Annotated in this window: 31 protein-coding genes; all 31 read left to right on the top strand. The window is 34.1% G+C overall.

Features of this window, described 5'->3' with window-relative positions:
* Positions 1-3 precede the first annotated feature (3 nt).
* The 31 genes from ACFSY7_RS19085 to ACFSY7_RS18935 all read left to right on the top strand — a co-directional run bounded on the left by ACFSY7_RS19085 (position 4) and on the right by ACFSY7_RS18935 (position 24,714).
* Entirely contained in the window at positions 4-705 is a 702-nt protein-coding gene (locus ACFSY7_RS19085) for a flagellar hook capping FlgD N-terminal domain-containing protein (protein WP_380149197.1), read from the top strand.
* A 5-nt stretch (positions 706-710) separates the two neighbouring features.
* Positions 711-1,079: a TIGR02530 family flagellar biosynthesis protein gene (locus tag ACFSY7_RS19080; protein WP_020189448.1), complete on the top strand. Its 369-nt coding sequence runs from the start codon at positions 711-713 to the stop codon at positions 1,077-1,079.
* A gap of 82 nt (positions 1,080-1,161) precedes the next feature.
* Positions 1,162-1,953, top strand: coding sequence for a flagellar basal body rod protein FlgG (gene flgG / locus ACFSY7_RS19075; RefSeq protein WP_020189449.1), 792 nt, complete (start codon positions 1,162-1,164; stop codon positions 1,951-1,953).
* A gap of 62 nt (positions 1,954-2,015) precedes the next feature.
* Positions 2,016-2,234 (top strand): flagellar FlbD family protein, encoded by a 219-nt coding sequence (locus tag ACFSY7_RS19070; protein ID WP_020189450.1) that lies wholly within the window; start codon positions 2,016-2,018, stop codon positions 2,232-2,234.
* Positions 2,227-2,658: a flagellar basal body-associated protein FliL gene (fliL, locus tag ACFSY7_RS19065; protein ID WP_380149196.1), complete on the top strand. Its 432-nt coding sequence runs from the start codon at positions 2,227-2,229 to the stop codon at positions 2,656-2,658. Before ACFSY7_RS19070 ends, fliL begins: the two co-directional genes overlap by 8 nt.
* A 31-nt stretch (positions 2,659-2,689) precedes the next feature.
* Positions 2,690-3,688 carry a flagellar motor switch protein FliM gene (gene fliM, locus ACFSY7_RS19060; RefSeq protein ID WP_020189452.1) on the top strand — a complete coding sequence of 333 codons (999 nt, stop codon included), beginning with the start codon at positions 2,690-2,692 and terminating at the stop codon, positions 3,686-3,688.
* A complete protein-coding gene (gene fliY, locus ACFSY7_RS19055; RefSeq protein WP_380149208.1) occupies positions 3,681-4,835 on the top strand; it encodes a flagellar motor switch phosphatase FliY in 1,155 nt (384 codons plus the stop codon). Before fliM ends, fliY begins: the two co-directional genes overlap by 8 nt.
* Before the next feature lie 20 nt (positions 4,836-4,855).
* On the top strand, positions 4,856-5,218 hold the full coding sequence (locus ACFSY7_RS19050) for a response regulator (protein WP_020189454.1): 363 nt from the start codon (positions 4,856-4,858) through the stop codon (positions 5,216-5,218).
* A gap of 4 nt (positions 5,219-5,222) precedes the next feature.
* Positions 5,223-5,891, top strand: a complete 669-nt coding sequence (locus ACFSY7_RS19045; protein WP_380149195.1) for a flagellar biosynthetic protein FliO — start codon at positions 5,223-5,225, stop codon at positions 5,889-5,891.
* Entirely contained in the window at positions 5,884-6,549 is a 666-nt protein-coding gene (fliP, locus tag ACFSY7_RS19040) for a flagellar type III secretion system pore protein FliP (RefSeq protein ID WP_020189456.1), read from the top strand. Before ACFSY7_RS19045 ends, fliP begins: the two co-directional genes overlap by 8 nt.
* 13 nt (positions 6,550-6,562) lie before the next feature.
* Positions 6,563-6,832, top strand: a complete 270-nt coding sequence (gene fliQ, locus ACFSY7_RS19035) for a flagellar biosynthesis protein FliQ (protein WP_020189457.1) — start codon at positions 6,563-6,565, stop codon at positions 6,830-6,832.
* A 4-nt stretch (positions 6,833-6,836) separates the two neighbouring features.
* Entirely contained in the window at positions 6,837-7,613 is a 777-nt protein-coding gene (fliR, locus tag ACFSY7_RS19030; RefSeq protein WP_126990754.1) for a flagellar biosynthetic protein FliR, read from the top strand.
* 1 nt (position 7,614) lies between these two features.
* Entirely contained in the window at positions 7,615-8,703 is a 1,089-nt protein-coding gene (gene flhB / locus ACFSY7_RS19025; protein WP_044527264.1) for a flagellar biosynthesis protein FlhB, read from the top strand.
* Between the two features lie 16 nt (positions 8,704-8,719).
* A complete protein-coding gene (gene flhA, locus ACFSY7_RS19020; RefSeq protein WP_380149193.1) occupies positions 8,720-10,753 on the top strand; it encodes a flagellar biosynthesis protein FlhA in 2,034 nt (677 codons plus the stop codon).
* Entirely contained in the window at positions 10,750-11,862 is a 1,113-nt protein-coding gene (flhF, locus tag ACFSY7_RS19015) for a flagellar biosynthesis protein FlhF (protein WP_020189461.1), read from the top strand. The genes flhA and flhF overlap by 4 nt, the downstream gene beginning before the upstream one ends.
* 3 nt (positions 11,863-11,865) lie before the next feature.
* Positions 11,866-12,729: a MinD/ParA family protein gene (locus ACFSY7_RS19010; protein ID WP_380149192.1), complete on the top strand. Its 864-nt coding sequence runs from the start codon at positions 11,866-11,868 to the stop codon at positions 12,727-12,729.
* A 1-nt stretch (position 12,730) separates the two neighbouring features.
* Positions 12,731-13,855 (top strand): protein-glutamate methylesterase/protein-glutamine glutaminase, encoded by a 1,125-nt coding sequence (locus tag ACFSY7_RS19005; protein ID WP_126990751.1) that lies wholly within the window; start codon positions 12,731-12,733, stop codon positions 13,853-13,855.
* 15 nt (positions 13,856-13,870) lie between these two features.
* Positions 13,871-15,937, top strand: a complete 2,067-nt coding sequence (locus tag ACFSY7_RS19000; RefSeq protein ID WP_380149190.1) for a chemotaxis protein CheW — start codon at positions 13,871-13,873, stop codon at positions 15,935-15,937.
* Between the two features lie 14 nt (positions 15,938-15,951).
* Positions 15,952-16,404 (top strand): chemotaxis protein CheW, encoded by a 453-nt coding sequence (locus ACFSY7_RS18995; protein WP_020189465.1) that lies wholly within the window; start codon positions 15,952-15,954, stop codon positions 16,402-16,404.
* A 14-nt stretch (positions 16,405-16,418) separates the two neighbouring features.
* Positions 16,419-17,048, top strand: a complete 630-nt coding sequence (locus ACFSY7_RS18990) for a chemotaxis protein CheC (protein WP_020189466.1) — start codon at positions 16,419-16,421, stop codon at positions 17,046-17,048.
* Between the two features lies 1 nt (position 17,049).
* Positions 17,050-17,547 (top strand): chemotaxis protein CheD, encoded by a 498-nt coding sequence (locus tag ACFSY7_RS18985; RefSeq protein WP_380149188.1) that lies wholly within the window; start codon positions 17,050-17,052, stop codon positions 17,545-17,547.
* Positions 17,547-17,891: a hypothetical protein gene (locus ACFSY7_RS18980; protein ID WP_020189468.1), complete on the top strand. Its 345-nt coding sequence runs from the start codon at positions 17,547-17,549 to the stop codon at positions 17,889-17,891. The genes ACFSY7_RS18985 and ACFSY7_RS18980 overlap by 1 nt, the downstream gene beginning before the upstream one ends.
* Before the next feature lie 229 nt (positions 17,892-18,120).
* The gene (locus ACFSY7_RS18975) at positions 18,121-18,888 is read left to right on the top strand and encodes a FliA/WhiG family RNA polymerase sigma factor (RefSeq protein ID WP_380149186.1); all 768 of its coding nucleotides are present in this window, start codon (positions 18,121-18,123) and stop codon (positions 18,886-18,888) included.
* Positions 18,889-18,906: 18 nt separating this feature from the next.
* Entirely contained in the window at positions 18,907-19,215 is a 309-nt protein-coding gene (locus ACFSY7_RS18970) for a hypothetical protein (RefSeq protein WP_020189470.1), read from the top strand.
* An 11-nt stretch (positions 19,216-19,226) separates the two neighbouring features.
* Positions 19,227-19,727, top strand: coding sequence for a hypothetical protein (locus ACFSY7_RS18965; RefSeq protein ID WP_380149183.1), 501 nt, complete (start codon positions 19,227-19,229; stop codon positions 19,725-19,727).
* A 171-nt stretch (positions 19,728-19,898) separates the two neighbouring features.
* A complete protein-coding gene (rpsB, locus tag ACFSY7_RS18960; protein WP_020189472.1) occupies positions 19,899-20,627 on the top strand; it encodes a 30S ribosomal protein S2 in 729 nt (242 codons plus the stop codon).
* Between the two features lie 95 nt (positions 20,628-20,722).
* Entirely contained in the window at positions 20,723-21,601 is an 879-nt protein-coding gene (tsf, locus tag ACFSY7_RS18955) for a translation elongation factor Ts (RefSeq protein WP_126990746.1), read from the top strand.
* A 93-nt stretch (positions 21,602-21,694) separates the two neighbouring features.
* Entirely contained in the window at positions 21,695-22,411 is a 717-nt protein-coding gene (gene pyrH / locus ACFSY7_RS18950) for a UMP kinase (protein WP_020189474.1), read from the top strand.
* A gap of 18 nt (positions 22,412-22,429) precedes the next feature.
* A complete protein-coding gene (gene frr / locus ACFSY7_RS18945) occupies positions 22,430-22,987 on the top strand; it encodes a ribosome recycling factor (RefSeq protein WP_020189475.1) in 558 nt (185 codons plus the stop codon).
* A gap of 137 nt (positions 22,988-23,124) precedes the next feature.
* The gene (locus ACFSY7_RS18940) at positions 23,125-23,910 is read left to right on the top strand and encodes an isoprenyl transferase (protein WP_126990745.1); all 786 of its coding nucleotides are present in this window, start codon (positions 23,125-23,127) and stop codon (positions 23,908-23,910) included.
* 3 nt (positions 23,911-23,913) lie between these two features.
* A complete protein-coding gene (locus tag ACFSY7_RS18935; RefSeq protein ID WP_126990744.1) occupies positions 23,914-24,714 on the top strand; it encodes a phosphatidate cytidylyltransferase in 801 nt (266 codons plus the stop codon).
* The last annotated feature ends 8 nt before the right edge of the window (positions 24,715-24,722 follow it).

Genomic DNA, 24,722 nt, shown 5'->3' with positions numbered 1-24,722 from the left:
GTTATGACAACAACTATTCAAAAGCAATATGGTATGCCAAGTAATGGCGTTAAAGTAGTTGCAGAAGGTGAAAATACTTCTTTAGGTAAAGACGCATTTTTAAAGTTATTAGTAACACAACTACAATATCAAGATCCATCTAGTCCGATGGATAACTCACAATTTATTTCACAAATGGCGCAGTTCTCTTCTTTAGAACAAATGCAAAATGTTTCGTCATCAATTGAAGAATTAACAGCAGTCACACAGCAAACACAGATGATTCAATTTAATTCTTTTGTTGGTAAAACGGTAAAGTATCATATTACAACAACGACAACTGGAAAAGAAACTGGAGAAGTTGTAGAGTCTGCTAAAGATTCGATAACGCAATCTACAGCAGGTGTTGAAAGTGGTACTGGAACAATCGTAAGTGTCAAATACGACGGCTCAACAGCAAAATTTGTATTAGATAATGGAAAAACCATTCAAGCATCTAATATATCAGAAGTATTATCTGGAAGTTCTTCAAGTAGTGCAGGTAATTCTCTTGTAGACTCAAGCATGTTAATTGGGAAAAATGTTACATTCAAAAAAGAACAAGGTGAAGAGCAAACAGCGATGGTTGAATCGGTATCTAGAAAAGACAACTCAATTGTTTTCAATTTATCAGGCGGTCTTCAAACAACAGCAGATCAAATTGTAGCAATCGCTCAGAAAGCATAAATTTATTGCGATATATTCAACCACTACAACCAGCAAACACTGTTAAGCAATCACCAAATGTAGTGCCCTATAAAAAGGTACCTACACAAAACTTTCAAGATGTTTTAAATCAACATAATTCGTTGAAAATAAGTAAACATGCATCACAACGTTTGGCACAGCGAAATATAAAAATAAATGAAGTAGAATGGCAGAAAATCACAAGTAAAGTACTAGAGGCGAAAGAAAAAGGAGTTCAGGAACCTCTTGTTGTAACACCCAAAACAACAATGATTGTTAGCGCTAAAAATATGACAGTCATTACAGCAATGAGTAGAGAAGAATCTGAAAATCAATTGTTTACTAATATTGATGGAACAATTATTTTATCATAGGCAGGACCTGTAAAAGGGTGCCTTCGTATTACCGATTGACAGAGGTAATATATTTTTTAAAATCGAAGGGAGAAAATTTATTATGTTACGTTCAATGTATTCAGGTGTTAGTGGTTTACGGAATTTTCAAACGAAGTTAGATGTTATTGGTAATAACATCGCCAATGTTAATACGTATGGCTTCAAAAAAGGCCGTACGACATTTAAAGATTTAATCTCACAAACTTCTGCAGGTGCTGGCGGCGCTACAGATACAATGGGTGGTACAAATCCAAAACAAATTGGATTAGGTTCTGCAGTAGCTTCAATTGATACAATTGCAGATCAATCATCATTACAGACAACCAATCGCGTGCTTGACTTAGCTATTGAAGGAGATGGCTATTTTGAAGTTACAAAAAATGGTGAAACGATGTATACGCGTTCAGGTAATTTTTATTTAGATAGCAATGGGGCTCTAGTAACAAGTGATGGAGCTTATATTCAAGCAGCTGGTAGTGGTAATATTAATATCCCCGCCGAAGCCACTGAAGTATCTATTTCACAAGATGGAACAGTTAATGCAATTGTTGGAGGACAGTTAACTCCGTTAGGTCAAATAGGAGTTACTAAATTTATTAATCCAGGTGGTCTAACAAAAGTAGGAGCAAACTTCTTTAAACCATCTGCTAACTCAGGAGCACCAAGTGAGGAAAAAACTCCAGGTGTAGAGGGAAATGGCGTCATTCAATCAGGATTCCTTGAAATGTCAAATGTTGATATGTCAGAAGAATTTACCGAAATGATTATTGCGCAGCGTGCCTTCCAAGCAAACTCACGCATTATTACGACATCTGATGAAATTTTACAAGAATTAGTAAATTTAAAACGATAATTTTTAACCTTTTTATAAGAAGGGAGGAAGGACTAAGTTAATTTCTTAGTCCTATCCATTTTATGATTTCTTTAACAAAGTTAAATGGCAAGGCGTTCTCACTTAATGCATTATACATAGAAACAGTCGAAGAGTTTCCAGATACGACCATTACATTAACGACTGGAAGAAAATATGTTGTATTAGAATCTGGGAACGAAGTATTAAATCGAGTTACAAAGTTTTATAAAAGTGTTCAACTCCTATCCAATCCGCATTTAAGAGGTGAAGAAGATGAATAAAAATAAAGTGCTAACAATCATGCTTATTGTGTTGGTTTCGCTAACTTTAATCGGTGTTGTAGCCACCGTAGTCATTACCCAAATTGGTGGGAAAGATACGGTAAATGCGGAGCCAGATATTGATACAGTGTTAGAGTCTTCTGTTGATGTAGAAGAATTAACTACAAACTTAAAAGGCAGTAATTTTGTTAAAATTTCTTTGAAAGTACAAACGGATAGTAAGGATGCTGCAGAAGAATTAACAAAACGTGATTTTCAAATGAAAGATATTTTAATTGAAGAACTTTCAGAGTTATCAAAAGAGAATTTAGAAGGGAAAAAAGGAAAAGCGGTTTTACAAAATACATTAAAAACAAAATTTAATGAATTAATGCAAGAAGGTCAAATTCAGCGTGTGTATATTACATCATGTATTATTCAATAAAAAAGAAATGAATTTTTAAGGAGGTGGGCAAATGGCCGGAGATGTGTTATCACAATCCGAAATTGATGCATTGTTATCAGCGTTATCAACAGGTGAAATGTCGGCGGAAGATATGAAAAAAGAAGAAGAAACGAAAAAAGTAAAAGTATATGACTTTAAACGAGCATTACGATTTTCTAAAGATCAAATCCGTAGCTTAACGCGAATTCATGAAAACTTTGCACGCCTATTAACAACATATTTTTCTGCCCAGCTGCGCAGCTATGTTCAAATCACCGTAGCTTCGGTGGATCAGATACCATTTGAAGAATTTATTCGTTCCATACCTAATATTACATTAATCAATGTATTTGATGTGCCACCTTTAGATGGCAATATTCTAATGGAAATTAATCCAAATATTGCTTATTCAATGTTGGATCGTTTGATGGGTGGAGCAGGAACAAGTCATAGTAATGTAGATAATTTGACGGAAATCGAACAAAAAATAATGACAAATCTCTTTGAGAGATCATTTGATAATTTACGTGAAGCATGGGCAAATATTGCTGATATTGACCCGATTTTAACAGAGTTAGAAGTGAATCCTCAATTTTTACAAATGATATCACCAAATGAAACGGTAGTCGTTATTTCGTTCAATTCTATCATTGGTGAAACTAGTGGAATGATAAATATTTGCATTCCACATGTTGTATTAGAACCAATTGTTCCAAATTTATCTGTCCGATATTGGATGCAATCGAATACTAGGGAAAATTCACCAGAACAAAAAGCTCGAATTGAGCAAAATATTCGTCGATCTGAGGTGGATGTTACAGCTGAATTAGGTTCTACAAACATTAGTATTGAAGATTTCTTATTTTTACAACAGGGTGATGTTATTCAGTTAGATCAAAACATTACCAATCCATTAACAATTAAAGTAGACAATATTCCAAAATTTACTGCTCAGCCAGGTAAAGTGAAGAAAAAAATGGCTGTTCAAGTAATTGAGTCTTTGAGAGGAGGAGACGATGATGATGAGTGATGATATGTTATCACAAGAAGAAATTGAGGCACTACTTCGTGGTGAATCAATTGATAAAGGTGATGATAAAAATGATGATGCGTCTGCTCAAAAAGAACAGTATAATGTAGGAGACTATTTAGATGAAATGTCTCAGGATGCCTTAGGAGAGATAGGTAATATTTCATTTGGCAGTTCTGCAACTGCACTATCTTCTTTACTGGGTCAAAAAGTTGATATTACCACACCAACCATTTCAATGATTAATCGTGACAAACTGGAGGAGGAATTTCCCCATCCGTATGTTGCTATTCAAGTAGAATATACGATCGGTTTAACAGGAATGAATTTACTTGTAATCAAACAATCCGATGCGGCTATTATTGCAGATTTGATGCTAGGTGGAGATGGATTGAATCCATCAGAGGAATTAGGTGAAATACATTTAAGTGCTGTTCAAGAAGCAATGAATCAGATGATGGGCTCTGCAGCTACTTCGATGTCTACAATATTTAATAAAAAAGTAGATATTTCTCCTCCATCAATTGATCTAATGAATATTCGTGAAGATGAAGGTTCTGAAAATATTCCAGAAGAGGATTTGCTGGTACGTGTATCTTTCCGTTTACGTATAGGTGAATTAATTGATTCAAATATTATGCAGTTATTACCCTTGGAATTTAGTCAATCCTTAGTTCAACAACTATTGAATCCAGAACCAGTAGAAGAAATTTCAATAGAGAAAGAAAGTGTTTCTGAACCAGTGACTTCACAAGAACAACCAATGCAACAGCCTATGATGCAACAGCCGATGTATGCACAACCTCAACAATATCAACAACAACCAATGAATGTTCAACAGGCACAATTTACAGAATTTACACAACCATCATTAAAACAAACAGAAGCGCGTAATTTAAATATGCTTCTAGATATACCTTTGCAGGTAACAGTTGAATTAGGTCGTACAAAACGTTCAGTAAAAGACGTATTAGAATTAGTAAGCGGTTCAATTATTGAATTAGATAAATTAGCTGGTGAACCGGTTGATATTTTAGTAAATAGTCGTTTAATAGCAAAAGGTGAAGTAGTTGTTATTGATGAGAATTTTGGTGTGCGAATTACAGATATCTTAAGTAAGGCAGATAGACTAAATAACTTACGATAATCGTTTGGAGGAATCTAATTATGGCAAAGAAAATTTTAATCGTAGATGATGCAGCATTTATGCGTATGATGATTAAGGATATTTTAACAAAAAATGGATTTGAAGTAGTGGGAGAAGCAGCAGATGGTGCTCAAGCTGTTGAAAAATATAATGAATTGCAACCAGATTTAGTGACAATGGATATTACAATGCCAGAAATGGATGGTATTGCAGCTTTGAAAGAAATTAAAAAGACAAGTCCGAACGCAACAATTATTATGTGTTCTGCAATGGGACAACAAGCAATGGTAATTGATGCTATTCAAGCAGGAGCTAAAGACTTCATCGTAAAACCATTCCAAGCAGATCGAGTTATTGAAGCTATTCAAAAAGCTTTGGGGTAAGGTGATGTTTAGAAAAGTATGCTTTATATTGCTTTTCTTTGTATTGTGTAATGTTTTGCCATTTGCTGAAACGGTACCTTTTTCTGAAGTGGGTTATGCATCATCTAATATTATGGTAGATGACTGTATAGGAAACAAGAAAGATGAAGCCTGCAAAGAGGATACAAAGGCAGCTGTCGATAATGATAAAGAATCGACAGCTGTTGGTGTGTCTGCTGGAGAATACATTAAGATGATTTTTGCTTTAATTTTTGTTATTGGATTACTGTATTTTGTATTACGGGTTTTAAATAAACGTAATACAAAATATCAACATACTAAAATGATGCAAAATTTAGGCGGGATCTCTGTAGGATCACAAAAATCCGTACAACTAGTTAAAGTAGGAAATTCTCTTTATCTAGTTGGTGTAGGCGAAGATGTAAATATGCTAAAAGAAATTACAGATGAGCAAGAACGTAATTCACTTATTGCTCTATACAATGAAAAGCAAATTCAACCAATTCAAGGAACACCTTTTTTAAAATTATTAAAAAAGAAAAAAACGGTAGAAATAGATGGTAAGGATGATTTTAAAACGGAATTTGTAAGCCGTTTAGATCAAATTAAACAACAACGTAATGAAGAATTACAAGTGTTGAAACAGAAGGAGAGCAGCCTGAAAGATGAGTGATTTTATAAATTATTTTTCTGATAGTAGTGCTGCCAATGTTTCGACTTCTGTGAAGCTAATGCTATTGTTGACAGTACTCTCTATTGCACCAAGTATTTTGATTTTGATGACTTGTTTTACTCGAGTCGTCATTGTTTTGTCGTTTGTAAGAACAGCTCTTGCAACGAATACAATGCCGCCTAATCAGGTAATTATAGGCTTAGCAATGTTCTTAACATTTTTTATTATGTCACCAACTCTACAAGAAGTGAATAAAGGCGCTTTACAACCATTGTTTAATGAAGAAATAACTTTAGATGAGGCATATGATAATGCAGCTACACCTTTTAAAGAGTTTATGGCTAAACATACACGCCAAAATGACTTAGATTTATTTCTAAGTTATAGAAATCAAGAAATGCCTGAAAAAGTAGAGGATATACCATTAACGACATTAGTACCGGCATACACCATAAGTGAATTAAAAACAGCATTTCAAATGGGATTTATGATTTTTATACCATTTTTAGTCATTGATATGATTGTAGCTAGTGTTTTAATGTCTATGGGGATGATGATGCTACCGCCAGTAATGATTTCGCTACCTTTTAAAATTTTATTATTTGTATTAGTAGATGGCTGGTCACTCGTGATGAAGTCACTATTACAAAGCTTTTAGGGGATGAATAAAAATGTCACAAGAACTAGTTATATCAATTGCCGAACGTGCAATTACTGTTGTGATTATGGCTTCAGGGCCCCTTTTACTTGTAGCATTAGTAGTTGGTTTACTTGTGAGTATCTTTCAAGCAACGACTCAAATTCAAGAGCAAACATTATCTTTTGTTCCAAAAATTATCGCTGTATTATTAGCCATCGTATTTTTTGGCCCTTGGATGCTAACAAAGGTTGTTACATACACAAAAGATATTTTTGAAAACTTAACAAGGTATATAGGGTGAGAGAATGGAAATATTGGTAGCAAAAATTCCATTAATCATATTGATTCTTGTCCGATTAAGTGCTTTTTTAGCAACAGTGCCTTTTTTTTCATATCGAACAATTCCAAATCAAGTAAAGATTGGATTAGCAGTTTTATTTTCAGTAATTATTGCACTTCCTATGGATGCTGAAATGATTGAAGTTGATGGTAATTATGCTTTATTGATTATTAAAGAAGCACTTGTGGGACTAACATTAGGTTTGTTAGCGTATATTGTAATGTCAGCAGTGCAAATAGCTGGAGGTTTTATTGACTTCCAAATAGGATTTGCTATTGCCAATGTTATTGATCCACAAACGGGAACACAAAGTCCTTTAACTGGACAATTTTTTAATGTTATAGCTTTATTATTATTATTGAGTGCTAATGGCCATCATCTTTTATTAGATGCAATTTATTATAGTTATGAATTTGTACCTGTTGCACAGACATGGCCGAAACTTGCAACAGAAAATACAGTTATGTTTGTAATACAAATGTTCGCTGGAATGTTTATTATTGCGTTTCAATTAGCTATTCCTATTGTAGCTACTGTATTTTTGACTGATTTAGCCCTAGGAATTGTTGCAAAAACTGTGCCACAACTTAATATTTTTGTAATCGGTTTTCCAGTGAAGATTTTTGTGGCGTTTGTCACAATGGTTGTTATGTTTACAGTAATGTCTGAGGTGATGCAGCAGTTATTTAAATTTATGTTTGTCTCGATGCGGCAATACATGGAGTTGATAGGTATTGGCTAAAATGAATATGTTAGTTCAATTAAATATACAGTTTTTTGCAGGTGAGAAAACTGAAAAAGCAACACCAAAAAAACGTCAAGACTCTAGAAAAAAAGGGCAGGTATTAAAAAGTCAAGACGTAACAAGCGCAATAGTCCTATTAGCGATATTTTTATATTTAACTTTTGTGGCAGGATCTATGAAAGAAGAAATGATGTCTTTTTTCAGAGAAATTATTGTACATAATATGACTGTTAAAACGATTACTATTTCTTCCATTATGGAAATGTATTGGGATATACTAAAAGAATTAGCTATGATTGTAGTGCCAATTTTTATAGTTGCAGTTGTTGCAGCAATTGCGGCTAATTTTATGCAGTTCGGATTACTATTTACAACTGAAACGTTAAAATTTGATTTAAAAAAAATTGACCCGATAAAGGGGTTAAAACGAATTGTTTCGCTCAAAGCAATTGTTGAGTTATTAAAATCAATTTTGAAAATATCTTTTATAGGTACCACAACATTTTTAGTATTATATATTAACATTGAGGAAGTTTTAAGCTTAGCACATAAAACCCCAGGAGCAGCCTTGATAACAGTTTCAAAACTTGTGGCATACATGGGTATAGCAGCTTCTATTGTATTGATGGTTATTGCGATTTTAGATTACATGTATCAAAAATATGATTATGAAAAAAACCTTCGAATGTCTAAACAAGATATTAAAGATGAATACAAAAATGTTGAAGGTGACCCTTTAATCAAATCAAAAATTAAACAAAGGCAAAGAGAAATGTCAATGCGTAGAATGATGCAGGAAGTACCTCAAGCAGATGTAGTCATTACAAATCCAACGCATTATGCAATTGCTTTAAAATACGATGAGGATGCTATGGATGCACCCAAAGTCGTTGCTAAAGGAACAGATTTTGTTGCACAAAAGATAAAATTAATTGCAAAAGAAAATAAGGTTGTCATGGTAGAAAATCGGCCCCTTGCCAGAGCTATGTATGACCAAGTTAAAATTAATGACCGTATACCAGAAGAATTTTTTAAAGCAGTTGCAGAAGTACTTGCGTATGTATATCGCATTAAACGTAAGATTTAGTTAGGGAGGGACAAACATGAAATTTCGCGACATAGGTGTTTTAGCAGCCGTTATTATGATTGTAGCGATGCTGATTATCCCTCTGCCAACATGGCTATTAAGCTTTTTAATTATCATGAATATTGCATTGGCAATTCTTGTTTTATTAATTGCTATGAATATGAAAGAAGCACTTGAGTTTTCTATTTTTCCCACAATTCTTTTGCTTTTAACATTATTTAGATTAGGCTTAAATGTTTCAACTACACGAGCTATTTTAAGTGGTGGTGAAGCAGGGAATGTTGTAGAAACATTTGGTACATTTGTTGTTGGCGGAAATCTTGTAGTAGGATTAGTAGTATTTATTATTTTAGTAATTATAAACTTCCTTGTTATTACAAAAGGTTCTGAACGTGTATCTGAAGTTGCTGCTCGATTCACATTAGATGCAATGCCAGGTAAACAAATGGCTATTGATGCAGACTTAAATGCAGGTTTGATTTCTGAAACGCAAGCGCGCGAACGTCGTGAGAAAGTTTCAGGAGAAGCCGATTTTTATGGAGCAATGGATGGGGCAACGAAATTTGTTAAAGGTGATGCAATAGCTGGTATCATTATTGTTATTATTAATATTTTGTTCGGTATTGTTATTGGTGTTGTGCAAATGGAAATGGAATTTGCAGACGCTATTAGTCGATTTACTACATTGACAGTCGGGGATGGATTAGTTTCACAAATTCCTGCATTAATTATTTCTACAGCTACAGGTATTGTCGTGACACGTGCTGGATCAGATGGTAATTTTAGTACGGATATTATGCGTCAATTATTTGGAGATGCAAAAGTATTATATGTAGCAGCTGGTACAATCTTTTTATTAGGATTACTAACACCTGTTAGTGATTTTGTGACAATTCCTGTGGCAGCAATTATTGCATTACTAGCATATCAACAAAAACGTTCTACAAAAGAAACTGTTGAAGAACAAGAAGAAATCGAAGAAGAGGTTGTTACAGATAATCTGAAGAGTCCAGAAAATGTTGTGAATTTATTAAATGTTGATCCGATTGAATTTGAATTTGGATATGGATTAATTCCTCTAGTTGATGCAGCTCAAGGTGGAGATTTACTTGACCGAGTAGTTATGATTCGTCGTCAATTAGCTTTAGAATTAGGTATTGTTATACCGGTAGTACGTATTAGAGACAATATTCAACTGCAACCTAATGAATATCGTATCAAAATTAAAGGGAATGAAATGGCTAATGGAGAGCTCTTGTTAGATCATTATTTGGCGATGAGTCCTGGTGAGGAGAATTCAATTGATGGTATTGATACTGTTGAGCCGTCATTTGGCCTTCCTGCAAAATGGATTACTGAATTAGTGAAAGAAGAAGCTGAAATGCTGGGATACACTGTTGTGGATCCACCAAGTGTAGTTTCTACGCATTTAACAGAAATTATTCGCGCAAATGCATCAGAGTTATTGGGACGTCAAGAGACAAAACAATTGATTGACCACTTACACGAAACATCCCCTATTCTTGTAGAAGAATTAACACCTACACCAATGGCGATAGGTGAAATACAAAAAGTATTAGCTAATTTACTAAGAGAAAACGTATCTGTACGTAATTTACCAATTATTTTTGAAACATTAGCTGATTATTCAAAACTAACATCAGATGTAGATGTGTTAACAGAATATGTTCGACAAGGCCTAGCTCGTCAAATTACTACTCAATATGTTGGTAATCAACCGGAATTAAAAGTGTTAACGGTATCTGCTAAAGTAGAAAAAATAGTAGCAGATAGTATTCAGCAAACAGAGCATGGTAATTATTTAGCAATAGATCCACAAATGTCTCAAATGATTTTAGAAGCCATTTCTAAAGAAGTGGAACGCATAGCATTTTTTGAACAATCACCTGTAATTTTATGTTCACCTGCTGTGCGCATGTATGTACGACAATTAACAGAACGCTACTTCCCACAAATTCCAATTCTTTCGTATAATGAGCTAGAAGCATCAATTGAAATTCAAAGTGTTGGAGTGGTGAATGTAGAATGAAGATGAAAAAATATACAGCTTCTACAATGGCAGAAGCAATGAAAAAAGTACAAAAAGATTTTGGTGATGAAGCGATTATTATTAGTTCAAAGCCTATATATTCAAAAGGGTTTCTAGGTTTGTTTAAAAAGAAATACTTTGAAGTTGTCATTGGAATCGAACGTACGACAATGTCATCTATAGAAAATATAGAATTAAAATCAAATGATGTAATAGAAAAAAATTCTATTACTCTACAACCAACGCATGTTGAAGAAATTCGACATGAGTTAGTGACATTAAAAGATTTAATAAAGAAACAGCAAACAGCAACTACAAAGTATCCGGTTATTTTCACATCTATTATTGAGCAAATGGAACATCAAGAATTAGACAAAAAGCTCATCACATCAATTAGTGATGAGCTTTTTGACATGTATAAAAATAGTCGTGAAGAGTTAACAACACAACAATTAATACGATTTGCTAAAATGGCATTACGTCAAGAGCTAGATCAGTTTTCAATAGGAAATCAATCTTTTGATAAACGATTTATTAATGTGGTTGGTCCTACAGGTGTTGGAAAAACAACAACTATTGCTAAAATGGCTGCTCGTGCAGTATTGGAAAAACGTAAGAAGATTGGATTTATTACGGCGGATACATATCGAATTGGAGCGATTGAGCAATTGAAAACATATGCTAATTTGCTACAAGCACCTGTAGAAGTTGTCTACTCACATGAGGATTATGTAAAAGCAATTGATAATTTAAAACATTGTGATTTGATTTTTATTGATACTGCAGGACGAAATTACAACGAAAGTAAATATATTAATGATTTAGTTGAATTAATCGATATTAATAAAGAAACTGAAAATTATTTAGTTTTAGCACTTACAGCAAAACAGCGTGATCTAGAAGTGATTATCGAGCAGTTTGAAAGACTTCCAATTACAAAATTAATTTTTACAAAGCTAGATGAAACAAATTCTATTGGCCCTATAGTCAATTTAATGATTAAATATAATAAAGGACTTGCTTACTATACTAATGGACAAGAAGTACCAGAAGATATTGTGGAAGCAACTCTTGATAAAATAGTTGAATTAATTTTCCAAGGAGAATAGTCAATGGGAAATCAAGCAGAAAAATTGCGATTAAAAATGGAAAATAAACATATTTCCACATCTATAGGGGTAATAAGTGGTAAAGGAGGCGTCGGAAAAAGTAACTTTTCTACTAATTTCTCGTTCAATTTAGCAGAAAAAGGATATGAGATAGTTATAGTGGATATGGATATCGGGATGGGGAATATTCATATATTATTAGGAGAAAAGTCTAGATATTCTTTAATCGATTATTTAAGTGGAGAATATATTTTAGAAGATGTAATAGAATCTTTTTTAAGTAATATTGACTATTTAAGTGGTGGCTCTGCAATGGCGAACGTAATTGAATGGAATGATTCAATGTTTGATCGTTTACTATCTGCTTTTGAACTACTTCAACAGCGCTATGACTATATTATTTTTGACATGGGTGCGGGAGCTACAGAATGGTCATTGCAATTACTTGAGGCTTTAGACGATATAATCGTTATTTCTACTACAGAACCAACAGCAGTTATGGATGCATATTCAATGATGAAATATGTGAACACAAGAAACCCACTTAAAAATATGCATATTGTGTGTAATCGAGCATTGACAACAGACGAAGCAAATCAAACACTACATCGTTTAAAAAGTACAGCACAGCAGTTTTTAAACAAAAATTTAAATATTTTGGGTTCTATTCCAGAAGATATTCATGTAAGGAAAGCTGTACAGCAACAAAAATTGTTTTCAATTTTATATGAACGTGCTCCTGCTACAAAAGCAGTTCAAAAAATTACTACTACTTACACATCAGGTCAATCAAAAAATTTGAATGAACTAGACACAAATCGTTTTATAAATGCATTAAAAAGTATTTTTAGTAAAGGGCGTGGATAACATGACAGTAATAAAAAAATTATTAATTGTTGATGATTCAGCATTTATGAGAAAACTGATTGGAGATTTTTTTGTAGATGTTCCAAATATTGAAGTAATAGGTACTGCACGAAATGGACAAGATGCACTTGAAAAAATTAAAGCTTTAAAACCAGATGTTGTGACGTTGGATGTTGAAATGCCTCAATTAAATGGATTAGAGGCTTTGAAACTAATCATGGTAGATTGTCCAACTCCCGTAGTCATGCTTTCTAGTACGACTAAAGCCGGCGCAGAAATTACTGTAGAAGCAATGGCAAATGGAGCAGTAGATTTTATTGCTAAACCGAGTGGAACAATTTCTTTAGATCTACATAAGATTAAGGATGAACTTGTTCATAAAGTCATTCAAGCAACGAATGTGTCGGTGACAAAATTACGTAAGCCAGCAACTCTTTCTAAAGCAGCAAATACATTTTTTAATAAAGATATTTCTACTAAAGAAATAACTACTCCATCTAAACCACTTGAACGTTCAGTGATTAATACGAATAATTGGAATTTACATGGAAAGAAAAAATTGGTATTAATAGGAACATCTACCGGTGGTCCAAGAGCTTTACAGGAAGTCATTACTAAAATACCGCAAAACATTATGGCACCAATTTTAATCGTTCAGCACATGCCAGCAGGGTTCACTAAATCTTTAGCAACACGGTTAGATAATTTGTCTGAGATAACTGTTAAAGAAGCAGAAAATGGAGATATTTTACAATCTGGAGTAGCATATATTGCTCCTGGTGGATATCATATGAAATTACAAAAAGTTGGAATGTCAGTTGGAATTAAATTAGATAATATAGAAGCTCCTAGAGGAGGTCACAGGCCAGCTGTTGATGTTATGTATGAAAGTGCTAGTAAGTTAGAAGAATATGATAAATTAGCTGTTATTATGACAGGTATGGGTTCAGATGGAACTAAGGGGCTTAAAATTTTAAAAACCACAGGAAATGTTAAAGCTATTTCAGAATCTGCTAATACATGTGTTGTATATGGTATGCCTAAAGCGGCATTTGAAACCGGGTTAGTCGATAATGTTGAAGATGTTGATGATATTGCACAAACAATTATGAAATATATTCCATAAGAGGAGGCTTAAAATATGGATACAAACCAATACTTAGAAGTATTCATTGATGAAAGTACGGAACATTTACAATCATGTAACGAAAATTTATTAGCACTGGAGCAAAATCCACATGATTTATCAATTGTAAACGAGATTTTTCGTAATGCACATACATTAAAAGGCATGTCTGCAACAATGGGATTTGAAGATTTGGCGGATTTGACGCATAAAATGGAGAATGTTTTAGATGGGATTCGTAATGAAAAAATCGAAGTTTCACCTGAGATTTTAGATGTTGTTTTTGAGTCTATTGATCACCTTGAAGCCATGATTGGAGATATTTCTGAGGGTGGAGATGGAAAAAGAAATGTTAGCGAGACTGTTGAAAAATTAAAGCGTATTGAAAATGGAGAACTAATTGATGGTTCAAATGCCAAAGCTGTTGTAGAGGATAGCAGTGAAGATAGATTGGTTTCAGTAACAGCACTTACTTATGATGATTTTGAACGTACAATTATTGAACAATCTAATGAACAAGGTTTTGGCACATATGAAATCGCAATTACTCTACGCGATGATTGCTTACTAAAAGCAGCACGAGTATTTATGGTATTTGAAGTTCTTGAAAAATGCGGAGATGTAATTAAATCTGTCCCTGCAGTAGAACAATTAGAAGCAGAACAGTTTGATACAGATTTTTCAATTGCTTTTGTTACAAAAGAAGCTATTGAGACTGTAGAAGAAGCTATTAAAAAAGTGTCAGAAGTAAAAGAAGTAGTTGTTAAAAAAATGTTCTTTGATTTAGTAGAGGAAAATGTTTTAGAACCTGTTGTTGCTTCTTCAACAGCCAAAAGTATTGATGTGGAAGTGATTTCCCAAGAAGCAACAAAAGTCGTAACCAACTCAACTGCTAAGCAATCTGAAAAGCCAGTTAAATCTTCTCATGCCACAAGTAAAACAATTCGAGTAAATATTGAAAGACTGGATATACTGATGAATTTATTCGAAGAATTAGTAATTGACCGAGGACGTTTACAATCAATTGCAGCAGAGCTTAATCATAATGAATTAAATGAATCAGTTGAACGCATGTCGCGCGTTTCGAGCGACTTACAAAATATTATTTTGAATATGCGTATGGTACCAGTAGAAACGGTCTTTAATCGCTTTCCTAAAATGGTTAGACAATTATCACGTGATTTAAATAAAAAAATCAAATTAGATATTATTGGTGCAGAAACTGAATTAGATCGAACAGTTATTGATGAAATCGGAGATCCTCTTGTTCATTTAATTCGAAACTCACTTGATCATGGTATTGAAAGTCCAGAGGTTCGAGTAGCAGCTGGAAAACCTGAAGAAGGACGTGTTGAACTACGTGCTTATCATAGTGGGAATCATGTGTTTATTGAAATTGAAGATGATGGTGCCGGTATCAATAAAGAACGTGTTTTAAGTAAAGCATTAGAAAAAGGCGTCGTTACCTCAGAGTTAGCATCAAAACTAACAGATACTCAAATTAATGAATTAATCTTAGCTTCAGGATTCTCAACAGCTGAAGTATTATCGGATATTTCTGGTAGAGGTGTTGGCCTTGATGTTGTAAAATCAACAATTGAATCATTGGGAGGAACCATTACAATTGAATCGGAAGAAGGAAAAGGTTCGTTATTTTCTGTTCAATTACCGCTGACTTTATCAATCATCTCGGTTATGTTAATTGAAATTGAACAAGAAATTTATGCAATTCCTTTAACGTCAATTATTGAAACGTCAATTATTCATAAGGCAGATATAATGAATGCTCATAATCAGAAAGTGATTGATTTCCGTGGGAAAGTAGTACCACTTGTGTTTTTAGAAGAAATTTTTGAAGTTCCACGCACTGATGATCCAGGAGATGATTTCCACTCTGTTGTTATTGTACGAAAAGGGGACAAAATGGCGGGATTAGTTGTTGGTTCATTTATTGGTCAACAAGAGATTGTTCTTAAGTCTCTAGGGAATTATTTGACAAATGTTTTTGCGATTTCAGGAGCAACAATTTTAGGGAATGGTCAAGTAGCACTAATTATTGATTGTAATTCACTTATTAAATAAGAGAGGTGTTAGAAATGACAGAAAATGTAGCAATGGACGTCGAAGTAATGAAAGTAATTGTTTTTCAATTAGGAGACAAGGAATATGCATTACCTGTTGAACAAGTTCAAGGAATTGAAAAAATGATGCATATTACGCGTGTACCACGTACAGCGCATTATGTAAAAGGCGTCATTAATTTACGTGGAGTTGTAACACCAATTATTGATTTACGTGATCGTTTTGGTGTTACAACAACTGTGAGCAGCGAAAATACGCGTATTATTATAATTTCTGAAGAAGATATGGAAGTTGGATTTATTGTAGATGCAGCGAACGATGTAATGGATATTCAAAAAGAGACAATTGAACCACAACCAGAAGTCGTTGGTTCATTAGAAGAAGAATTTATTTCAGGTGTCGCAAACATAGGAAATCGTCTATTGATTCTATTAAACTTAGAAAAAGTACTAAGTACGTTAAAATAAGAGAGGATTTTTAGATGGATATTCAACAAAATATTACCTCTTTTCATTTAGATGTCCTGAAAGAAATTGGGAATATCGGAGCTGCACACGCGGCAACAGCTTTATCTACATTACTTAATACGAAGATAGATATGCATGTACCTCAAGTAGAAATGGTATCATTCAACGATATGATGGAACGTGTAGGCGGAGCAGAAACTTTTGTTACCGGAATTTATTTGAGAATCGAGGGGGATGTAGCTGGAGGAATGTTTTTTATCATGCCAGTAGAACAAGCGAACCAATTAATTCGAAAATTAATCCATGAAAAATCTTTTGATTTTGCGCAATCACCTTCAGAATTAGGACTCTCAGCTATGCAAGAAATGGGAAATATTTTATCGGGTTCGTATTTATCTGCACTTTCGGACTTTACAAAGCTAAAATTATATCCAACTCCTCCTGCGTTAGCGAGCGATATGTTTGGTGCAATTATTAGTATCGGATTAATAGAAGTATCTCAAATTAGTGATTATGTAATTGTAATAGATACATCAATTATTGAACATGAAGAAAATGCTAAAGAAGAAGTCAGCGGTCACTTTTTCTTGATTCCAGACCCAAATTCATTTTCTACAATTTTTACATCATTAGGTGTTGGATAATATGTTTACAAGTCTAGATGTTGTTAAAGTAGGGATTGCACAATTAGATGTAGCAACGCAAAAGCAGACGATTCGAACATCAGGATTAGGTTCTTGTGTAGGTGTTGTTATATATGATGAGGTAAAGCAAGTAGCAGGTCTTGTCCATGTTATGTTGCCAGATTCATCTTTGAGTAGAGGTGGTCAGCTGACCGTTGCGAAATTTGCTGACACAGGTGTTCCCGCTTTAATTGATGCAATGAAATTGAAGGGCGCTAATGCAGTTAAGTTGAAAGCTAAAATTGCTGGTGGCGCGCAAATGTTTAAATTCACATCAAATCAAGATTCTATGCGTATAGGACCACGTAATGTAGAAGCCGTAAAAAATCAACTACGAAAGTTTGGTATTCCAATTGTTTCTGAGGATACTGGGGGTAATAGTGGTCGTACGATTGAATTTAATCCTCAAACCTCAAAATTACAAATACGTACTGTAAATCAAGGAGTGAAAGATATTTAATGGCAGGCTCATTTTATATTAATTGTTGGGCAGCACTTGGATCTTTTGCCATTTACTTTTTATTAATATTTCAAACAGCTCGCACACCAGGTGAGATTCTTATTCAATCTTTCACTGTAGCATTTGTTGTATTTATTACAACGTTCGTTGTTCGATTCTTAATAGGTTATGCTTTCTATAATCCAAAATCAGAAGAAATTTTAATAGAAGAACAAGTAGCTGAACAACAAGAACAAAATCAAGTAACAAACCAGTCAATAACTATAGAGAAAAATGATATAGAAGAAACACAGGCAAAAGAAGTAGCAAAAGTAGTGAAAACGTTAATGGCCCAAGAAAGCTAAAAAAGAAGGATTATCCCTATTTCTAATCACCTTAAGAATCTGAAAATTGTAAAGAGAAATTTTATTAGAAGATTTTTCTCTGAATTCTACAAATTCTTAAATGGTAAGTAAATTTATTAGGGGTAATCCTTTTATTTACGCATATTCTGTTGTATATACATTCCAAAATATAGGTGAGATTTGCTATAATAATTGAAGGGAATGTAGATAGAGTGAGGAGGGTAATTTGATGCAAACAACTTCAGTAGAAGAGCAAAAACTATGGCAAAGTTGGAAGGCCAATCGAGATCCTCATGCAGGAGACGTACTAATGCGAAAGTATAAGCCATTAGTATCTTACCATGTGCAAAGAATTGCTGTTGGATTACCTAAAAGTGTGTCGCGTGATGAACTAAATAGTTTAGGTATGATGGGATTATTTGATGCTTTAAATAAATTTGATCCTACACGGGATTTGAAATTTGATACGTATGCTTCATTTCGAGTGCGTGGTGCTATTATTGATGGACTTAGAAAAGAAGATTGGCTACCACGTTCAGCGCGTGAGAAAACAAAGAAAATGGATATGCTTATTGAAGAAATGGAACAAAGATTGCAAAGGCATGTGACACCTGAGGAAGTAGCGATTGAATTAAATATAACGGTTGATGAAGTGTTTCAAACGGTTCGAGAACATTTTGCTTCAAATATTTTATCAATGGATGAACAATTACAGGATGATGAATCAGATAATAAAACTTTTTCAATTCGAGATGATTCAATCAAAACACCGGAACAAGAAGCAATGCAAGCAGAGTTAATACAAGATTTATCTGCAAGTATTTTAAAATTAAATGATAAAGAGCAATTAGTATTAAGTCTTTTTTACACAGAAGAAATGACGCTAACAGAAATAGGTGAAATGTTAGAACTATCAACTTCCAGAATTTCACAAATACATTCAAAAGCCTTATTTAAATTACGTAACTTACTAACAAAAGAAATGAGAAACTTATAATTTAATGGGGGGAATGTAATGTCATTAAAAAGTATTGAACTTCAAATTGCGTTACCTAAAACGTTTGAAGCTGGTAAGATGGCTGATAATGCGCAGCAATATGTTAATGGTAATCAATCAATGGCTCAAATGGCTACAGAAAAACAGACGTTGAAAAATCGGACGACTGTTTTAAAGTCAGAAGATACATCGAAAGTCGGAGATGAACACCCAGATAAACGAAAAAAATCTAATGAATCATCACATTCAAAAAAAGAAAAATACCAATCAAAAGAACATTCAACGCAACATCCATTTAAGGGTAATTTTTTTGATTTTAGTGGTTAGGAGATACAATGATGCTCAGCATAATTATTATTTTTCTTGTCATTGCTCAGTGTCTAAGTTTTTATTTTATCGTTCTTTTAAACCTCAAGATTTCTTCTTTAAAAGAAGTAGAAGAAAAACAACAGCGCATGAAAGACGATATGGATGATGCCATAGGAGCTTATTTAGCTGAAATGAAAGATGAAAATAATCGTTTGATTCAAGAGATGAAAACGATAAAAAAACAATCTACGAATAGCTTATCATCGTTTATTAATAAGCAAGATAGCTCAGTGTATACAAAAAATACAGCTGATCGTGACGATGAAATAGAAACAATACAAAACAACTTCAAGGTCCCTAAAGCCTATGTTAAAAAAGCATATCAAACCAAACAATCTGATGAAAATAAACTTACAGTTGAAGAGCAAGTAATTCAAATGTATAAAAAAGGACTTTCTATTTCAGACATTGCTAAAAGAGTAAATAGAGGTAAAACAGAAATTGAATTATTACTAAAATTTCAACAATAACTAAATAAAAATAGTTGCTAGTGAATAGGGACTATGGTATATTAACAATTGGTGTTATTATTACACACGCATTCTGATATATAGGGTGGTGCTTTGAATAATTAAAGTTCTCTATATAAATGATGAATGCGGAGGAAAATTAAATCAAAAACCTTTAGGAGGAACCAAATCATGTCAGTAATTTCAATGAAACAATTACTAGAAGCTGGTGTACACTTCGGTCACCAAACTCGCCGTTGGAATCCAAAAATGAAAAAATTCATCTTTGTTGAACGTAACGGTATCTACATTATCGATTTACAAAAAACAGTTAAAAAATTAGAAGAAGCTTATAACTTCATGCGTCAAGTTGGCGAAGAAGGCGGTAAAGTTCTTTTTGTTGGTACTAAAAAACAAGCTCAAGAAGCTATTAAAGAAGAAGCTGAACGTTCAGGTAACTACTACATCAACCAACGCTGGTTAGGTGGTACATTAACTAACTTCGGTACTATTCAAAAACGTATCGCTCGTTTAAAAGAAATCGAACGTATGGAAGAAGACGGTACTTTCGAAGTACTTCCTAAAAAAGAAGTTGTTCAACTTAAAAAACAACATGAACGTCTTGTACGCTTCTTAGGCGGTATCCGTGATATGCAAGCTATTCCAGACGTAATGTTTGTTGTTGATCCTCGCAAAGAACGTATTGCTGTTGCAGAAGCACACAAATTAAACATTCCAATCGTGGCTATGGTTGATACTAACTGTGATCCAGATGAAATTGATTACGTTATTCCATCAAACGATGACGCAATCCGCGCTGTAAAATTAATCACTTCTAAAATGGCTGATGCTTTAATCGAGTCTAAACAAGGTGAAGAAGAAGCGCAAGTTGAAGCTACAGAAGCAGCTTCAGCTGAGTAATTTCTTATTTTAGAGACAGGTGATAAGCGGATAATCCCTCTTATCACCTTTTTTTGAGAAAAATAAACTTTTCAATTGTATAGGAGGAACTATCAATGGCAGTAACTGCTAAAATGGTTAAAGAATTACGTGAAAAAACTGGTGCTGGAATGATGGATTGTAAAAAAGCATTAGTACAAACTGATGGAGATATCCAAGCGGCTGTAGATTTCTTACGCGAAAAAGGCTTAGCTGCAGCTGGTAAAAAAGCTGACCGTATTGCGGCAGAAGGTACTACTTTCATCGCTGAAAAAGGTAATGAAGCTGTACTTTTAGAAGTAAATGCTGAAACTGATTTCGTTGCTAAAAACGAAGGTTTCCAAACTTTAGTTAAAGAATTAGCTGAACAATTATTATCTGCAAAACCTGAAAATGTTGAAGCAGCTTTAGAATCTAAAATGGAAAGTGGCGCAACTGTTGCTGAACATATTTCATCAGCAATCGCTACTATCGGTGAAAAAATTACTCTTCGTCGTTTCGTAATCGAAACTAAAACAGATGCGGATGCTTTCGGTGCTTATTTACACATGGGCGGTCGTATTGGTGTATTAACTGTTGTTGAAGGCACTACTGACGCTGCTAAAGCGAAAGATGTAGCTATGCACATTGCTGCAATCAACCCTAAATATGTTTCTCACGACCAAATTTCTTCTGAAGAAGTTGAACACGAACGTAAAGTTTTAACTGAACAAGCTTTAAATGAAGGCAAACCAGAAAACATCGTTGCTAAAATGGTGGAAGGCCGTTTAAACAAATACTTCAAAGAAATTTGCTTACTTGACCAACCATTCGTTAAAAATCCAGATGAAACTGTTGCTAAATTCTTAGGCGACGCTAAAGTAACTGAGTTTGTACGTTACGAAGTAGGCGAAGGTATCGAAAAACGTGAAGATAACTTTGCAGAAGAAGTTATGAACCAAGTTAAAGGTAACTAATTTTTTCAATCAAATAGTTTTATTAAAGTAGGGAGCACAGTAACACCGTGTTCCCTATTTTTCAAGAAAAAAATATGGAGGTCTAAAGAGCTTATGCCAGAACAATATAAACGCGTAGTCATTAAATTAAGTGGGGAAGCATTAGCTGGTGAAGCAGGTTTCGGCCTAGCACCAAAAGTTGTTAAATCAGTAGCAGCGCAAATTAAAGACGTAGTAGACTTAGGAGTGGAAGTTGCCTTAGTAGTAGGCGGTGGGAACATTTGGAGAGGTAAAATTGGAGCAGAAATGGGTATGGAGCGTGCCAATGCAGATTACATGGGCATGTTAGCGACTGTTATGAATGCTTTAGCTTTACAAGATTCATTAGAAAACCTAGGTGTACCAACTCGTGTACAATCTTCAATTGTGATGACACAAGTTGCTGAACCTTACATTCGACGTAAAGCAGTTCGTCATTTAGAGAAAAAACGTGTAGTAATCTTTGCTGCCGGTACAGGTAACCCATACTTCTCTACTGATACAACGGCTTCATTGCGTGCAGCTGAAATTGGCGCAGATGTCATTTTAATGGCGAAAAATAATGTAGATGGTGTATACTCTGCAGATCCACAAGTTGATGAAAATGCTGTTAAGTACGAAGAATTGACATATTTAGATGTTATTCAAAAAGGATTACAAGTAATGGATTCAACTGCTTCAACGTTATGCATGGACAATGATATCGATTTAGTAGTATTCTCATTATTAGAAGATGGAAACATCAAACGTGCTGTAATGGGCGAAAAAATCGGTACTACAGTGCATAAATAAAACTCAGGAGGATTAAGCATGTCAAAACAAGTTATCGATCAAGCAACAGATCGTATGTCTAAAGCAATTGATGCATTTTCTCGTGCACTTGCGGCAATCCGCGCAGGTCGTGCAAATGCTTCACTATTAGACCGTATTTCTGTTGACTATTACGGAGCTCCAACACCATTAAATCAAATGGCAGGTATTTCAGTTCCTGAAGCTCGACTTTTAGTCATCCAACCATATGATAAAACAATTTTAGGCGATATTGAAAAAGCAATCTTAAAATCAGATCTTGGTATTACACCAACAAATGATGGTTCAGTAATTCGCTTAACAATCCCAGCGCTTACAGAAGAACGTCGTAAAGATCTTGTAAAAGTGGTGAAAAAAGAAGCTGAGGAAGCGAAAGTTGCTGTTCGTAATATCCGTCGTGATGTAAATGATGATTTCAAAAAAGCTGAAAAAGCTGGCGAAATTACAGAAGATGATTTACGTGGATATAGCGATGATGTTCAAAAATTAACTGATGATCACATCAAAGAAATTGATGAACTAGCTGCTGAAAAAGAAAAAGAAATTCTATCAGTTTAATAGAACTTTCCAAAATAAAAAGACGTCCTCTATATAATAGGGACGTCTTTTTTAGTGATATAGAGGAAAAAGAATGTTATTTTTGTTATGATAGATGAAGTATACGTTCCGATATGCAAGCTAGTGGAGGATTTTAAATGTTAGATAAACTCGGATGGAGAAAAACAGATAAAAAGGACGCTACATTACAAGAACGCATGTTAAAAGTGCGTAGTGAGAGCGTACCACAACACATTGCGATTATTATGGATGGCAATGGTCGTTGGGCACAAAAACGTGCTCTACCGCGTGTAGCAGGACATCATGAAGGGATGAAAAATATACGTACAATTACGCGCTGTGCAAATAAAGTAGGTATTGGTGCGTTGACATTGTATGCTTTCTCAACAGAAAACTGGAAACGTCCACGTAAAGAAGTAGAATTTTTAATGCGCTTACCAGAAGAATTTTTAACTTCATTTTTACCTGAATTAATGGAGTTAAATATTCGTGTTCGAATGATTGGCGAAATAGATGCATTACCTACACATACGCAAAAAGCTGTTCAAAATGCGATGAATACGACTGCAAGTAATACAGGTATGATACTTAATTTTGCATTAAATTATGGTAGTCGTCGTGAAATGGTTTTATCTGTTCAAGAAATTGTTACCCAAGTTCAAAATGGAACGTTAAGCTTGGAAGACATTTCAGAAGAAACAATTTCGAATCATTTAATGACATCACAGCTACCAGATCCAGATTTGCTTATTCGTACCAGTGGAGAGCTTCGCTTAAGTAACTTCCTATTATGGCAGCTTGCTTATAGTGAATTTTGGTTTACAGAAGTGCATTGGCCTGAATTTAGCGATAAAGATTTGCTAGAAGCAGTAGAAAGTTATCAATCGCGCAATCGCCGTTATGGTGGATTGAAAGGAGAATAAATCGTGAAACAGCGTATTATTACAGCCATTATTGCGGCATTATTATTTGTACCGTTTGTTGTATATGGCGGAACGCCATTAACAATCGTTATTTATATAATCGCAGCAGTAGGGCTTTTTGAAATGCTTAAAATGCGCAATCTATCACTATTCTCTGTACCAGGTATATTAGCATTAGTTGGCTTATTTGCTATGTTAATGCCTGAAGGATGGGAAAGTGCTATTATCGACGCAACAAGTTATTCAAAATTGGAATGGCTTGTCCTTGTTACAGCATTATTATTAATTTATGTTGTATTAAAGAAAAATAAATTTACATTTGACGATGTTGGTTTTTTACTTATATCTGTATTTTATGTTGGTGTAGGGTTTTATTACTTTATGGCAACACGAGATGCATCAGATGGCCTGTTATATATTGTCTTTGCATTAGTTGTTGTATGGTCAACTGACTCAGGAGCCTATTTTGTAGGGCGCAAACTTGGTAAAAATAAACTTTGGCCAGAAATTTCACCGAAAAAAACAGTTGAAGGTTTTGTGGGTGGTATTATTATCGCTATCATTGCTGTTTTTATTTTTGAAATGATTACACATCTTGAAGTACAGTGGTGGAAATTAATTGTTGTAACAATTATTGCTTCTATTGTTGGGCAAATGGGTGATTTAGTAGAATCAGCTATTAAACGTCATTATGGGGTAAAAGATTCAGGGAAAATCTTACCCGGACATGGTGGTATTTTAGATCGTTTTGATAGTCTATTGTTTGTATTACCACTGCTACATTTTTTACATTTTGTTGGATAGGAGATCAT

Origin of the sequence: Kurthia populi (assembly GCF_042686175.1) — a bacterium.
GTDB lineage: Bacteria > Bacillota > Bacilli > Bacillales_A > Planococcaceae > Kurthia > Kurthia populi.
Note: the sequence above shows the minus strand (reverse complement) of the source record. Positions and strands in the feature narration are given on the sequence as shown.